This is a genomic window from Pseudoalteromonas lipolytica, assembly GCF_900116435.1.
Lineage (GTDB): Bacteria > Pseudomonadota > Gammaproteobacteria > Enterobacterales > Alteromonadaceae > Pseudoalteromonas > Pseudoalteromonas lipolytica.
The window spans coordinates 17,409-32,768 of the sequence record NZ_FPAZ01000006.1; the positions used below are offsets into that span (position 1 = coordinate 17,409).

Genomic DNA, 15,360 nt, shown 5'->3' on the forward strand with positions numbered 1-15,360 from the left:
TGCTTAAAAAGGTAAAAGGCCACTTTTAAACAAAGCTTGAACACAAATCAATGAAAATACACCTGCTAGAATATCATCAGCCATGATGCCCAGACCACCATGTAAACGTCTATCAAGAATACGTATTGGGCCTGGTTTAGCGATATCAAAAAAACGGAACAATAAAAAACCAACTAACAGTGACTGCCAACTGAGAGCAGCACCAATCATGGTGATATAATAACCAGCTACTTCGTCCCATACAATGGCAGGATGATCATGTACCCCTAAGTCATCAGCTGTTTTACCGCATGCCCAAATACCAAACACACTAATCACCACAGCAAACACAATTTGCAACCACAGTGGAAAGTACATTGTAGTAAAAATTAGTGGCAACGCAGCAAAAGTACCAAATGTACCCGGCGCTTTAGGCGCTAAACCTAAACCGAAACCCAAACCAAAAAATTGATGTGGACGTTTTAAATTGAATAAACGGTTACTGCTCAAACCGGCTCCTTCGTAAAATGCTGAAATCCTTTACCTTGATAGTTAAATTTTTCACCATCAAGTAAAAGTTCAATTTCGCCTACGCCATTTTTGATTTGTCCAATACAACTGGCTTCAACGCCATACTGACGAAGCTTCATATCCACCATGCTTTTGTTACTTTCTGGCACAGTGAAAAGTAGTTCGTAATCGTCACCATAATTTAAAATATAATCAAACTGCTCAGCACGCGGAATTGACGCATTCACGGCGTCAGACACCGGAACTTTATCAACATTTATAACCGCGCTTACTTGAGAAAGCGCTAAAATATGCCCTAAGTCAGCCAACAAGCCATCGGAGATATCGATTGCAGCAGATGCTGCACCACGTAATACTTGTCCTGCGGCAACACGAGGAGCGGGGTAATCAAAGCGATTATTTAAATACGATAAATGCTCTGGTGCGATATTGAAACCTTGCTTGCGCGCTTCAATCGCCACACCTGCATCACCTAAGGGGCCTGTCACGTAAATCCAATCACCCACTTTTGCACCACTGCGACGCAGAGCTTTGCCTTGCGGTACGATACCTTTTGCACAAATAGTAATGGTGAGAGGCCCTTGCGTGGTGTCTCCCCCTATAATTTGCACATTAAAGTATTCGGCAATTTCATTCATCCCTTCAGTGAACTCTTCAAGCCATTCAACGTTTGCTTCTGGCAAAGTTAAACCAACCGAAATCCACGTAGGCTCTGCACCCATCGCCGCTAAATCACTTAAGTTGACGGCCAGTGCTCGATGTCCAAGTGCACGAGGAGAGATATCATCAAAAAAGTGAACTCCTGCAACTAGGGTATCAGTTGTCACGGCTAACTGACAGTTTTCAGGCACGGTGACCAACGCACAATCGTCACCTATTCCAAGGTTTACATCACGGCGGATAATACCGCGACCTTTAAAGTAACGATTGATTAATTCAAATTCCTTCATACACAAAAAAGCCGGCCCAAGCCGGCTCTCCTCTACGGGGTTACTTACTTACGCAGTTCTTTAACTGCTTTATCAAGTACACCGTTGACAAATTTATGACTGTCTTCAGCACCAAACATTTTCGCAAGCTCAATACCTTCATTGATTGCTACTTTATAGGGTACGTCTTCACGGAACTTAAGCTCATAGGCAGACAGACGTAAAATTGCTTTTTCGACCATATCTAACTCATCAGCAGGGCGTGCTAAATGTGGTGCAACAATCTCATCAAGTTGCTTACAGTTAACAACAACACCACGTGCTAGGTCTTTGAAATATTCGACGTCGATTTTAGTCACATCATTTTCAATTAACATTTGCTGTTCGATATCAGCAATTGGGTTGGCACTTAACTGCCAAGAATATACGGCCTGAAGTGCTAAGATGCGTGCTTTACGTCTTGCTGCTGGTTTCACAGAGATTCCTTAAACTTAAATTTTGTCTAACACATTAACCATTTCGAGCGCGCCTAAAGCAGCTTCGCCGCCTTTATTGCCCATTTTGGTGCCTGCGCGTTCGATTGCTTGTTCAATGCTTTCAGTGGTTAATACGCCAAATGCAACCGGGATATCGTACTCAAGTGATACTTGTGCAAGACCTTTGTTTGATTCGCCAGCGACTAAATCAAAGTGTGGTGTACCACCTCTGATCACGACACCGAGGGCGATGATTGCATCATGTTCTTTCTTTGCTGCAACGCGTTTCGCTGCTAAAGGTAATTCAACGGCACCTGGTACGTAAACAACAGTAATGTCGTCGTCAGATACACCACCTGTGCGCTTAAGCTCATCAACAGCACCTGCTAAAAGGCTGCTACCAATAAAGTCATTAAAGCGTGAAATGACAATGGCAAATTTTTTGCCCGGTGCGTATTTGTTACCTTCAATAATTTTCATTTAATAACCCTAAAAAATAAGTTTAAGCGGTTGCGATTGCGCAAAAATTACGGCGCATAATACCACAAAAATATAAAAGTCGCCTAGTTAACCTGAACTCTGGATAATAAATCTATCTCCAGCGGTTACTTTCAACGCTTACTGCCTTGAATTTACATGCAATAGGCCAAGAATACCTTGGCCTTAAAATTAGCTTGCTAGTAAATTTTGTTAACTAAGCTGTGCGTTAATTAAGACTGCGGCTCAACGTAATCAACCACTTCTAAGTGGAAACCAGACAATGCATGATACTTCTTCGGACGACTCATCAAGCGCATTTTCTCAATGCCAAGGTCTGCTAAAATTTGTGACCCCACACCCACTGTGCGTGACGTGCCTTGGAATTTACGATGACTGACATTTTCACCCGCATCTTCTGCTGCAAATGCTTTGACCGTTGCTTCAAGATCTTCGGTTGATTCTTGTTTACCTAAGATAACCAATACGCCGTTATGCTCAGCAATATAGGCCATTGCATCTGATAAACTCCAGCTACGATCTGCGCTGCGGTCTGACAGTAAAATATCGTTAAACGTACTTTGTAAGTGAACACGTACTAACGTAGCGTCATCTTTCGATACGTCGCCTTTTTGCAATGCATAGTGGAGCTGACCATCAATGGTGTCTTTATACGTCACTAAATCGAATTCACCGTGATCGGTTGGCAACTTACATTTTGCAACACGTTCAATGGTGGTTTCGTTTAGATTTCTGTACTCGATTAAATCAGCAATTGTACCAATCTTCAGACCATGCTCTTTAGCAAACACTTCAAGGTCGGGACGACGGGCCATGGTGCCATCGGCATTGAGAATTTCAACAATAACAGAAGAAGGCTCAAGACCAGCCAAGCGCGCTAAATCACAGCCCGCTTCAGTGTGACCCGCACGGGTAAGAACGCCGCCAGGTTGTGCCATAATAGGGAAAATATGACCCGGCTGTACGATATCGCTTGGCACAGCTCCTTTCGCGATGGCCGCTTGCACTGTGCGTGCACGGTCAGCAGCTGAAATACCGGTTGTTACGCCTTTTGCAGCTTCAATCGACATTGTGAAGTTTGTTGAGAAAGCCGCTCCGTTATTTTTAACCATTAACGGTAATTCTAACTGCTGACAACGCTCTTGAGTCATGGTTAAACAAATTAAACCACGACCATGCGTTGCCATAAAATTGATAGCATCTGCACTTATGTGCTCTGCTGCGATAATTAAATCGCCTTCATTTTCTCTATCTTCATCGTCCATTAAAATAACCATTTTACCGGCTTTAATGTCATCGATAATTTCTTGCGCGCTGTGTAAATTCATAATGTGCCCATGAGAGTATGATTAATAATGACGTATCTTCGCTTATTTAATAAAACCAGCTTGCGCTAACAAGCTCATAGATATGTCTGAACGGGAAGGTTGTTCAGCCCCTTTGATCAGGCGCTCTAAGTAGCGAGCAATTTGATCAACTTCTAAGTTAACCTGCGTGCCCACTTGAAATTCTGCAATCGTCGTTTGCTCAGCGGTGTGTGGAACAATGGTCAGCTTGAAGCGATTTTGCTCGATCTCATTCACCGTTAAACTAATTCCATCAATACATACCGACCCTTTATACGGAATGTATTTCATTAAATTATGGTCAGTACTTAGCCAGTACTCTGTTGCTCTGGCATTGGCGGTAATGCTTTCAACTGTCGCGATGCCATCAACATGGCCTGACACTAAATGCCCACCAAGGCGAGAAATTGGCTGCATGGCCTTTTCTAGATTCACGGTTTGGCCTTTTTTATAGTGCGCAAACCCTGTCAGGCTAATGGTTTCATTTGATAAATCAGCACTGAAGCCATCGCTATGTTTAGTAACCAATGTTAAGCACACACCATTTGTTGCAATACTGTCGCCTAGTTTTACGTCTTTCATATCCAAATCATTACTTTGAATACGAATAGCGAGATCACCTTGTTTTTGTGTTAATTCAACAATTTTACCTGTTGCTTCAATTATTCCAGTAAACATAATGCTACTCTTTATCTTCAGTGTGTGTGGCTTGCTTTGCTTTGTACGCTGTTAAGCGGATATCGTCGCCAATTATCTGTGTGTCGGTAAACGTTAATTGAGTGACATCACCCATGGCTGTTACTTCTGCAAAGTTTAGTAAGCTTTTGCCCATATCACCTATTAACTTTGGGGCAATATAAACAATGTATTCGTCTATTAGGTCTTGCTGTGCAAAAGCGCCCGCTAGGGTTGCTCCTGCTTCAAGCCAAATATGATTAAATTGTAATTCGGCTAACCGTGCTAAAACGGCCGATAAATCAACTTTATTCTTGTTAGCTGCCACCACTTCGTGTTTTACAAAATGTGGCCATTGTTGCTGATTATCAAGCTGTGTTGTGAAAATAATCACCGGACTCTCAATACTAAATAAAGCGAGATCTGGGGTGAGTCTGTTTTGCGAATCGATAATCACACGTGTTGGCTGACGTATCGGCAATGATGTTGGCATTGCAAATGGCAGCTCTTCAGTACGCACATTTAATTTGGCGTTATCACTGATAACGGTATCTGCACCACTCAAAATTGCGCAGCTTTGTGCGCGAAATGCTTGAACGTCTTGGCGTGCTTGCGGACCCGTGATCCATTTACTTTGACCGTTATTAAGTGCCGTTTTTCCATCTAAACTACAGGCCATTTTACAGGTAACAAAAGGCAACCCTGTTTCCATTCGCTTCAAAAAGCCTTTGTTTAAATCGCGCGCCTGTTGCTCAAGTAACCCAGAGGCAACGTCAATACCTGCATCAGCCAATATTTGTAAGCCACGGCCACTGACTGCTGGATTTGGGTCTACCATTGCAGCAATCACTTTACTTACACCAGCCGCTTTTAGGCCTTCAGCACAGGGCGGAGTACGACCATAATGACTGCAAGGTTCAAGCGTCACATAGGCTGTTGCCCCTTTGGCATTATCGCCAGCAACGGCCAGTGCATTCACCTCGGCATGACCCTGCCCGGCAAGTTGATGAAAACCCTCACCAACTATATGGCCGTCTTTAACAAGTACACAACCCACATTAGGGTTTGGCGTCGTGGTAAAACGGCCCTGTTTGGCAAGCTCAATAGCGCGTGCCATATAAATGCTATCAAGTTCAGTGAACGACATGCTTAATCACCTAAACGGGCAATTTCTTCGCCAAACTCACGAATATCTTCAAATGAGCGATATACTGAGGCAAACCTAACATAAGCTACTTTGTCAAGCTTTTTGAGCGATTCCATAATACACTCGCCGATTAAATGGCTTGAGATTTCACGCTCTCCGGTGGCACGTAGCTGTGATTTAATCACGTTGACGACTTCTTCGATTTGCTCTGTACTCACTGGGCGTTTTTCTAATGCGCGGTGCAGACCATTTAATAATTTGTCTTCGTTAAAAGGTTCTCGACTACCGTCTTGCTTTATCACCCTTGGCATAACAAGTTCAGCACCTTCAAAGGTGGTAAAACGCTCGTGACATTCGTTGCATTCGCGACGGCGTCTAACTTGGTGACCACCGCCAACAAGTCGTGAATCGATTACTTTAGTATCTTTTGCTGTGCAAAAAGGGCAATGCATAAGGTTAAACTTCCGTTTATAAAAACAAAAAAAGACCGCTTAATAAGCGGCCTTTATAATAGCAAAAAACAACACTATTGTTATCTTAATTACGGTTTAACCAGCAATTAAGCGTAAACAGGTAGTTTTTTACAGATTGCTTTAACTTTCTCTTTTACTTCTGCTTGTACTGATGCATCGTTGATGTTGTCTAGTACGTCACAGATCCAGCCAGCAAGTTCTTTAGACTCAGCTTCTTTGAAACCACGGCGCGTAATTGCCGGAGAACCAATACGAAGACCCGACGTTACAAACGGTGAACGTGGGTCATTTGGTACTGAGTTTTTGTTTACTGTGATGTTTGCATTACCAAGGGCAGCGTCAGCATCTTTACCTGTGATATCTTTATCAATTAGGTCTAGAAGGAATAAGTGGTTGTCTGTTTTACCAGAAACAACTTTATAGCCACGCTCTTGTAACACTTCAACCATTGCTTGTGCGTTTTTAACCACTTGCGCTTGGTACGTTTTGAATTCAGGCTGTAATGCTTCTTTAAACGCAACCGCTTTAGCAGCGATGATGTGACATAAAGGACCACCTTGGCCACCCGGGAATACGGCGCTGTTAAGCTTTTTATAGATCTCTTCATCACCACACGCAGAAACAATTAGACCGCCACGAGGACCCGCTAATGTTTTATGAGTTGTTGTTGTAACAACATGCGCGTGAGGGATTGGGCTTGGGTATACGCCAGCCGCAATAAGACCTGCAACGTGTGCCATATCTACGAATAAGTACGCATCCACTTTATCAGCGATTTCACGGAACTTAGCCCAATCAACGATACCTGAGTATGCAGAGAAACCCGCAATGATCATTTTTGGTTTGTGCTCTAGTGCTAGCGCTTCAACTTGAGCGTAATCAATTTCGCCCGTTTCTTCATTTAGGCCATATTGAATTGCGTTGTACGTTTTACCAGAAAAGTTAACGTGTGAACCATGCGTTAAGTGGCCACCATGAGCTAAGCTCATACCTAGTACGGTGTCATGTGGCTGAAGAAGCGCTTGGAAAACAGCCGCATTAGCTTGTGAACCAGCGTGCGGTTGTACGTTTGCGTAGTCTGTGCCGAATAACTCGTTTGCACGGTCAATTGCTAATTGTTCAACAACGTCAACGTGCTCACAACCGCCATAGTAACGTTTGCCTGGATAACCTTCAGCATATTTGTTTGTAAGCTGAGAACCCTGTGCTTCTAGCACGCGTGGGCTACAGTAGTTTTCAGACGCGATCAGTTCGATGTGCTCTTCTTGACGAGCCGTCTCTTTAGTGATGGCTGCAAATAACTCTGGATCGAAATCCGAAATATTCATGCTACGTTCTAACATGGGGTCTCCTAAGGCAACGTGTATGGTGTTTTTTTGAAGGCTATATTGTACGCTGAAAACGCACATTTGCCTATCGTGTAAAGATGAACATATTTAAACAGGGATTGAATTTATTTCACAGTGTTTTAATAATGATATTTTTTTATTGATACATAACGAAAATTTATGAATTTAAAATATTACATAGGTTTTTAAAATGTCATTTGCATAAAAAATAGCACACAGGCATTGCTTTTTACTATTTTCAAACTACCCTAATAGTCTTAATAAATATCAAGGATGGTATAAATCTCATGTTAGCAAAACCTCTTTACGAAGCCGCCCCCTATGGCTACTTTATCCTCGGCATTAGTTGCATCACATTAGCGAATAATGTGGTGCCTACAGTCATCGGTATCGTACTCTTTTTACTGGGTGCAAATATTTGGCGAATGCGCTCAAATGCAAGACGCACAGATCATTCGAGTCAACGAGTAAATCAAAGAAAGCTCTATTATTACTATGAATTTAAACCATTTATTGTTTTTATTGCGGCATATACCTTGATCCAATGGACACAAAATGAACTTGTTTCAGTGATTGGCGTGTTACTGTGTATTACCGCTGTGGTGATTCTTGTGATGCGAATTTTAAACCGGCATAGTCATTCAATATTGCATTAAAAAAGAGCGGCTCAGCCGCTCTTTTTTATGGTTTTTTACGCCAGTTTTTTTAACAGCTCAGTACGCAAAAGCTGGTAATCACACACAATATCTTCTGCAAGACATTGCTTTGCTAACGCATCTGCTAAAGGCTTTGGCATCGGTAACTCAATCTCGAGTATTTCTTCCACGCTTTCTTTAAATTTAGCGGGGTGTGCCGTCGCTAAAAAGATACCCGCACTGCCCGGTGCAATGTTTTCTTTTAAGCCTTGGTATGCAATCGCAGTATGAGGCTCTGCAACATACCCTGTTTGATGAATTTTTTTCATCACCTCTTTGGTTTTCTCTTCATCGACACAGCTTGAATAAAAGTCATCATAACTAAACCATGCATTATCTAACATGTGCTGAACACGCGGCCAATTGTTTGGTTTACTCACATCCATCGCGTTCGATAACGATTCAATCGTTGCGTTAGGAGCCCACTCTTTATTTTGCAAGAAACGAGGCACCGTATCGTTTTGGTTGGTTGTTGCACTAAGTTTTGCCACTGGCATCCCTAGTACAGCGCCAATCATCGCAGCACACACGTTACCAAAGTTTCCACTTGGTACAGAGATATGCGCTTTAGCACGTTGCGCTTTTGGCAATTGTGCTATTGCTTCAAAGTAGTAACACACCTGTGCAACTAAACGACTGATGTTGATTGAATTCGCTGAGTTTAACCCTAGCTTTTCTTTTACTTCATCATCGAGAAACGCTTGTTTTACCATGCTTTGGCAATCATCAAAGCTGCCATCAACCGCATAGCAATGAATGTTGTTGCCTAACGTAGTGAATAGTTTTTGCTGTGCTAGCGAAATTTTGCCTTTCGGATATAGAATAACCACATCAATATTCGGTTTGTTGTAAAAGGCGTGCGCAACCGCAGCACCTGTGTCACCCGACGTTGCGGTTAGAATAGTAACTTTTTCTCCTTGGCTAAATTGTGCAAGACACTCTGCCATGAAACGCCCACCAAAATCTTTAAACGCTAATGTTGGCCCGTGAAAAAGCTCTAAACAGTAAATATCCTTTTCGACTTCAACAAGTTTTACATCAAAGTTAAACGCATTTTGTACCATCTCAGCAACGGTGTCTGCGGGTAATTCATCCCCAATCAAATGGGATAAGATTTTGCTACTGCGAGTAACAAAGTCCAAATCCAATAAAGCATCAATATCAGCAATAGGCGCCAAGCTATCTGGAAAGAAAACGCCTTGGTTACGACCCAAACCCGTTTTTACAGCTTCAATAAACGACACCTGTTGTGTTGCATCTTTTAAATTATGTAATTGCATTGTAGTTCCTTAAATTCTTTATAGCTGTCGCGTGCCAAGCTGATCAAGCTGGCAAATATGGCAAAAACCATGTTCATTAATGTAATTATCATTAAGCCACGCTGCGCATTGCTTAGCGGCTTCTAGACTTTTACACACTGTAAAAAGAGTCGGTCCAGCACCCGAAATACTCACAATCTCAGCGCCAAGTTCTGGTAAAGCATGCTTCGCCTCGCTAAACCCGTTTATAAGTGGCGCTCGGTGTGGCTCAGCAATTTCATCACGCATAATTGATAAGGCATCATCAAAACGCCCTGTCAGTAACAAGCTGCTGAATGCAGACAATCTTTGTGCGAACTCGACACTGTCATGCATTGATAGTTGCGTGGGTAAAACCGAGCGAGCTTTTGCCGTATTAAGAGAAAAGCCAGGAAAAGCTGCCACGTAATACCAGCGCTCATCAACCGGTAACGCAATGGATTTATTGGGAATAAGATCGCCTGTTAACTGTAAACCACCTAGGTAACATGGCGTGATGTTATCGTAATGACGACCACCACTCACAATCGCCTCAAAATCAGCCATAAGTTCAATCAACTGCTCTTGCGATAAGTCAGTTTTAGCAAACTGATCAAGCGCAGCAAATGTAGCAACCACAGAACATGCACTTGACCCAAGCCCAGAACCGATTGGTAAGTTCTTTTTAAGCTCTAGTTTCACTGTGGGCATGGCCGGTGCAACATGCGCTTTAAAATGAATAAGGCACTGATAGGCAAGATTTTCTTCTGCGTTAGCTGGTAACTTACTGGCATACTCTCCTGAGCACACAAATGTGTCTTGCTCAGCTGCAGATACCTCAACCACATCACCAAGTAGGCTGCCATCAATAGGGGCCAATGCGGCACCTAAAGCATCAAATCCAACCGCAAAGTTACCGATAGAAGCCGGTGCGTAAATACGGATCATAACCTTCTCCTAGCGTGATAATGTTTTTAAGATATCAGCAAATACACCTGCGGCAGTCACTTCTGCACCCGCACCATAGCCACGGATAACAAACGGACGAGGCTGATAATATTGGCTAAGAATCGCCAGTGCATTTTCACCATCACGAATATCATAAAGTGCATGCTTACTATCAACCGCTTCAATACCTACTTTGCAGTGACCATTTTCAATAGTGCCAACATAACGCAGCACTTTACCTTCGCTTGCTGCACTTTGGATACGGTCATTAAAAGCAGCATCAAGACTGGGCAGTTTTTCCATAAACTCAGCAACCGAATCTCCCTCTGCAAACCCTGTTGGTAATACAGATTCAACTTCAATATCGCTTAACTCAAGTTCAAGTCCAGACTCACGCGCAATGATCAGCAGCTTTCTAGCAACATCGGTCCCCGATAAGTCATCACGTGGGTCTGGCTCAGTGAAGCCACTTTCTTTTGCCTTTACAGTTGCTTCGCTCAACGAGAGGCCATCTTGCAAAGCACCAAACATGTACGACAATGAGCCTGATAATATGCCGCTGAACTTAATAAGTTCATCACCCGCGCCAAATAATGACTTTAAATTATCAAGGACTGGTAAACCTGCCCCTACGTTGGTTTCGTATAAAAACTTACGGTTATTCTTTTGTGTCGCAGAAATCAAATCTTGATAGTACGCAAATGAGCTGGTATTTGCTTTTTTATTCGCAGCCACAACATGGAAACCAGCATTTAAGAAATCAACATACTGCGCGGCGAGTTTATCGGCTGAGCTACAATCAACAATAACAGGGTTGATTAAATGGTTTTGTTTCACAAATTGCTCAACGAGTTTTAAGTCAAAACCTTGCTCCGATACCGCTAATTTTTCTTGCCAATCACTAAAGGCAATACCGTCACTGTCGAGATAGAGTTGTTTTGAGTTAGCAACACCGTACAAATTAAGCTTAATATTGCGCTTTTCAAGCCATGCTTGCTGGCGCTCAAGTTGCTGGATAAGCTCTTGACCAACTAAACCACAGCCTAATAAGAACATATCGATTGATGGAATATGTGTAAAAAAGTTCTCGTGGCACACTTTCACAGCATCATTGCACAGCTCACCATCAATAACCGCAGAAATAGCACTCTCTGTTGAATCTTGGGCAATCGCCACAATGTTGACTTGCGCTTGCGCTAATGAAGCAAAGAATTTTGCTGCAAGACCCTTATGCGCTCGCATATTGTCGCCCACTAAAGTAACAATCGCTAAATTACGTTGTACTTGAACGGGTTCAATAAGCCCAGCTTGCGACTCAAGTTCGAAAGCCGTTTGCAACGCTTCTAGAGCCAGCGCTAAATCACTTTCGTGAACACAAAAACTGATACTAAATTCACACGACGATTGCGTAATTAACACAATCGATACATTGTCATGAGCAAGGGCATTAAACACCTTAGATGCCATACCCACTTTACCTTTCATGCCGGGACCTGAGACCGTTAGCATTGCAAGGTTTTGTAAGCTTGATAACGCTTTAACAGGTTCTGATGATACGCTATCGTTACTGATCACAGAGCCTTCAGCGCGAGGGTTATGAGTATTTTTGATCTCGCAAGGTACGCCAGCTTTAGCACATGGCAAAATTGTTTTTGGGTGTAACACCTTGGCACCAAAGTAAGAAAGTTCCATCGCTTCTTTATAAGACAGCGAATCTACTTTAGAGGCTTTTTTGATATAACGCGGGTCCGCATTGTAAACACCGTCAACATCGGTCCAAATTTGACAAACATCGGCTTCTAAGCAGGCTGCAGCAATTGCTGCTGAATAATCAGAGCCATTACGGCCAAGTGTTGTAAGCTCGCCTTGCTCATTAGCCGCAGTAAAACCAGGCATGATGTAAATGGTACTTGGTGCTGCTTTTAATGCTTCACGAAAACGCAACTTACTCGCGGCTAAGTCTGCTTCTGCATCAATATATCCACCAACAGAAGCAATACAATCGGTTGCCTCAAGGTAGTGCGCATTACTCTCTTTTAACATACGCTGCATGAGCGCTACACTCACTCGCTCACCAAAGCTAATAACATAAGCTTTAACTTGGTCTGGGCAGCACGTTAATAATGCAACACCATCCAATTTATTTTTTAGGTCATTTAAATTAGGCCAATTATCAACTGCGCCAAACTCTGCTTCTACATCCGCCTTTAACTGCTCACAACGATTAACCAGTGCATGCCATAACTCACTATAATCACGCCCCTGCTCTGCTGCACTCGCTAGCGCAACGAGTGAATCAGTCATGCCGCCCGGTGCAGAAAGCACTAATAGCATTTCATCTTTAAGTTCTTGTTTGACTAACTGAGCTACCTGTTGCAAACATGCGAAGTCAGCCAAGGACGACCCGCCAAATTTTAATACTCGCATTATTTATGTTTCCTCATCCCATAAACGAAAAAAGGCCTGTGTTCTAGTGAACACAGGCCTTTAATTTTGTTGCACCGACCTATGCCACTATCCCGTAAGGATGATGGTTGTAATAATAATGGTCGTTGCGTGATTAAATGTTTTCATAGCCCCTAGACTGCCTTAAAAACAGCCAGTCTGTCAACCCTTAATAAAAAGATAAATTATGCAATTAGGTTATATAAAGACTTAATGAATACCAAATTTATGCAAAGTTGTTTTTAAGCGGACAAGTTCTATCGGCTTATCAATAAAATCAATGGCACCAAGTTTTGCGACTCGTTGCTTCATTTCTGTTTGAATATCCGCCGAAATAACCAACACAAAACACTCTATTTTTTCGGCTTTAATCGTTTCAAGTACAGCAACACCATCAACTTCTGGCATGGTTAAGTCGAGGCAAAGCAAATCAAAGTTTTGCTGCCGCAATAAAGCAAGTGCCTCACGGCCGTTACTGGCTTGTTTAATGTCGGCACTGATGCAGTCACCTAAACAGCGTACGACCTGTTTTCGGGCAACGTTTGAATCATCACAGACAAGCACTGAAAAATTAGAATTACTCATGAAATATACATCTTCGCTGTTGCAAACACAGCGTTAATAGAGGATAAATTAAAGATGACTAATTTTATATCACACTTTTTAAAAGGCAGTAAGGTCAAGTTTTTTCATGATTTAGTTACAATCTGTAAATGATCCCGTAAAAAAGGATATATTTATTTATTTTTAATCATTTATTAGCTAACTTTAGATTTAGCTGAATGTATTACAAATCTCACCAAGGAGCTATGGATAATCCATGCTACAAAAAAGCCTGTCAAAAAAATTATTAACCAGTGTGCTCTCGGTTTATTTTTTATTAACGTTTGTCGTTACGTGTGGGCAGGTTATTGCTGAGTACGTTAATACCAAAGATTACATTCGCGATGAATTAACCACGTTGCAAAAAACATTCAGTCGCAGCCTCACACGCGCCATTTGGGAGCTTAACACTAAGCAAACGATCACCACTGCTGAGGGGTTACTTGCGATCCCTATGATTGAAGGCATTATTGTGCGAGATGACAGTGGTGAAGTGTTATCACAATTAGGGCGCTCTTTAGACATACATGAGTTATACAGTCAGCAGCTAGTGCAAGAAGAGGCGATTATTGAAGACACCCCGTCAGGTTTATTTGGTTACACTTTCCCGCTGATTTTTGAGTTTTCAGGCAGAGCCACCCAAGTGGGTGATGTCACCCTATTTTCAAGCCGAGACGTCGTATTTAGCCGTATTATGATCTCGATTTATTTCTTAATCGGTAATGCGATGATCAAAACAACATTTTTGATCATCCTGTTCTTAATTGCCTTTAGAAAGCAGTTAACAGAACCCTTAGCCCAACTCACAGAACAAATAGAAGATCTTGAACTCAATGATTTAGAAGGTCGCCATATCGACATTCAAACCAGTGAGCATAACGAATTAAAAGTGATGGAAGAGTCATTTAATCGCCTGATTGATAAAGTGGTACTGTACCGAGAAGAGCTTGAACATACACAAAAAGAATTACTGATAAGCAACGAAAAACTGGATCAACAAAACCTGCAATTAGAGCAGGAAGTCGCTCGTAAGACATCAAACTTGAGCCAAGCAATGATGGACTTACAGCAACAAAAATACGAGCTAGAAAAACAAAAGTTCACCTTAACTGAAGAAATCGATTTACGTAAACAAACCGAACAAGAGCTCATAACAAAGCAAACTGAACTACAGCGTTACCTTGATGAACTGAACATGGCACAAGAGCGGTTAGTAGGCTCAGAGAAAATGGCCGCATTAGGGGGGCTTGTTGCCGGTATTACTCATGATGTGAACACCCCGATTGGTATTGGTGTTACAGCGACCTCTTTTTTACAAGAGCGCCTGAATCAAATTGAAGCAGCCTATAAAGACAAAACCCTTTCGCCGAAAGCATTAGAAGAATTTATAAACGACGCAAAACAAAGCACCAGCTTATTAACCAGTAATTTAGACCGTGCTTCTGAGCTGGTCGCCAGCTTCAAACAAATCGCGGTAGACCAAGCCAGTGAAGCGGTGCGTACAATTAATTTTAAAGAGTATTTAGGCGAGGTGATCCGCTCGTTACACCCTAAACTTAAAAAAACATCGCACCATATAAACCTAGATTGCCCTGAAGACTTAACACTCAATTTACCTGCGGGGGCAATTAGTCAAATTTTCACTAACTTAATCATGAATTCACTCATTCACGGTTTCGAAGGCATAGAAAGCGGCATCATAGAGATTGTTATAAAAGAAGAAGACGATGAGGTTATCATCGACTTTAAAGATAACGGTAATGGTGTAACTCAAGAGCAGTTAGAAAAGCTATTTGACCCATTTTTTACTACCAAGCGCGACCAAGGCGGCAGCGGTTTAGGCACACACATTACTTTTAACTTAGTAAAACAAACGCTCAGTGGCGATATAGAAGTAACAAGCGAGCCTGGACAAGGCTTGCATTACCACATTAGTTTCCCTAAAAACATGCCAAAGCCACTTTCAATGTTTAATACATAAACAAAACC

Annotated in this window: 15 protein-coding genes; 2 read left to right on the forward strand and 13 right to left on the reverse strand. The window is 42.2% G+C overall.

What is annotated here, in order from left to right:
• Window positions 1-3 precede the first annotated feature (3 nt).
• From BM378_RS07290 to glyA, 9 genes are all read right to left on the reverse strand, one after another.
• Window positions 4-489 carry a phosphatidylglycerophosphatase A family protein gene (locus BM378_RS07290; protein WP_036966334.1) on the reverse strand — a complete coding sequence of 162 codons (486 nt, stop codon included), beginning with the start codon at window positions 487-489 and terminating at the stop codon, window positions 4-6.
• Complete coding sequence (thiL, locus tag BM378_RS07295; RefSeq protein WP_074988902.1) at window positions 486-1,460, reverse strand: thiamine-phosphate kinase; 975 nt, start codon at window positions 1,458-1,460, stop codon at window positions 486-488. The genes BM378_RS07290 and thiL overlap by 4 nt, the downstream gene beginning before the upstream one ends.
• A gap of 44 nt (window positions 1,461-1,504) precedes the next feature.
• Window positions 1,505-1,915: a transcription antitermination factor NusB gene (nusB, locus tag BM378_RS07300; RefSeq protein ID WP_036966330.1), complete on the reverse strand. Its 411-nt coding sequence runs from the start codon at window positions 1,913-1,915 to the stop codon at window positions 1,505-1,507.
• 15 nt (window positions 1,916-1,930) lie between these two features.
• Window positions 1,931-2,395 (reverse strand): 6,7-dimethyl-8-ribityllumazine synthase, encoded by a 465-nt coding sequence (ribH, locus tag BM378_RS07305; RefSeq protein ID WP_036966328.1) that lies wholly within the window; start codon window positions 2,393-2,395, stop codon window positions 1,931-1,933.
• A gap of 230 nt (window positions 2,396-2,625) precedes the next feature.
• Window positions 2,626-3,741, reverse strand: coding sequence for a bifunctional 3,4-dihydroxy-2-butanone-4-phosphate synthase/GTP cyclohydrolase II (gene ribBA, locus BM378_RS07310; protein WP_065979732.1), 1,116 nt, complete (start codon window positions 3,739-3,741; stop codon window positions 2,626-2,628).
• Window positions 3,742-3,783: 42 nt separating this feature from the next.
• Window positions 3,784-4,437 carry a riboflavin synthase gene (locus tag BM378_RS07315; protein ID WP_074988903.1) on the reverse strand — a complete coding sequence of 218 codons (654 nt, stop codon included), beginning with the start codon at window positions 4,435-4,437 and terminating at the stop codon, window positions 3,784-3,786.
• A gap of 4 nt (window positions 4,438-4,441) precedes the next feature.
• Window positions 4,442-5,581: a bifunctional diaminohydroxyphosphoribosylaminopyrimidine deaminase/5-amino-6-(5-phosphoribosylamino)uracil reductase RibD gene (gene ribD / locus BM378_RS07320; protein ID WP_036966319.1), complete on the reverse strand. Its 1,140-nt coding sequence runs from the start codon at window positions 5,579-5,581 to the stop codon at window positions 4,442-4,444.
• A 2-nt stretch (window positions 5,582-5,583) separates the two neighbouring features.
• Entirely contained in the window at window positions 5,584-6,033 is a 450-nt protein-coding gene (gene nrdR / locus BM378_RS07325; RefSeq protein WP_036966316.1) for a transcriptional regulator NrdR, read from the reverse strand.
• Window positions 6,034-6,140: 107 nt separating this feature from the next.
• Window positions 6,141-7,397: a serine hydroxymethyltransferase gene (glyA, locus tag BM378_RS07330; protein WP_036966312.1), complete on the reverse strand. Its 1,257-nt coding sequence runs from the start codon at window positions 7,395-7,397 to the stop codon at window positions 6,141-6,143.
• Between the two features lie 293 nt (window positions 7,398-7,690).
• Here glyA and BM378_RS07335 point away from each other — a divergent pair, with 293 nt between their 5' ends.
• Window positions 7,691-8,059: a hypothetical protein gene (locus BM378_RS07335; RefSeq protein ID WP_036966310.1), complete on the forward strand. Its 369-nt coding sequence runs from the start codon at window positions 7,691-7,693 to the stop codon at window positions 8,057-8,059.
• A 35-nt stretch (window positions 8,060-8,094) separates the two neighbouring features.
• On the opposite strand, the gene thrC is transcribed toward BM378_RS07335, so the two are convergent.
• The 4 genes from thrC to BM378_RS07355 all read right to left on the reverse strand — a co-directional run bounded on the left by thrC (window position 8,095) and on the right by BM378_RS07355 (window position 13,353).
• Complete coding sequence (gene thrC, locus BM378_RS07340; protein WP_074988904.1) at window positions 8,095-9,378, reverse strand: threonine synthase; 1,284 nt, start codon at window positions 9,376-9,378, stop codon at window positions 8,095-8,097.
• Between the two features lie 18 nt (window positions 9,379-9,396).
• Entirely contained in the window at window positions 9,397-10,323 is a 927-nt protein-coding gene (gene thrB, locus BM378_RS07345; protein ID WP_074988905.1) for a homoserine kinase, read from the reverse strand.
• Window positions 10,324-10,332: 9 nt separating this feature from the next.
• Complete coding sequence (gene thrA, locus BM378_RS07350; RefSeq protein WP_036966303.1) at window positions 10,333-12,750, reverse strand: bifunctional aspartate kinase/homoserine dehydrogenase I; 2,418 nt, start codon at window positions 12,748-12,750, stop codon at window positions 10,333-10,335.
• Window positions 12,751-12,978: 228 nt separating this feature from the next.
• A complete protein-coding gene (locus tag BM378_RS07355; RefSeq protein WP_036966301.1) occupies window positions 12,979-13,353 on the reverse strand; it encodes a response regulator in 375 nt (124 codons plus the stop codon).
• A gap of 235 nt (window positions 13,354-13,588) precedes the next feature.
• On the opposite strand from BM378_RS07355, the gene BM378_RS07360 reads away from it, so the two are divergent.
• Window positions 13,589-15,352, forward strand: a complete 1,764-nt coding sequence (locus tag BM378_RS07360; RefSeq protein WP_036966299.1) for a sensor histidine kinase — start codon at window positions 13,589-13,591, stop codon at window positions 15,350-15,352.
• The last annotated feature ends 8 nt before the right edge of the window (window positions 15,353-15,360 follow it).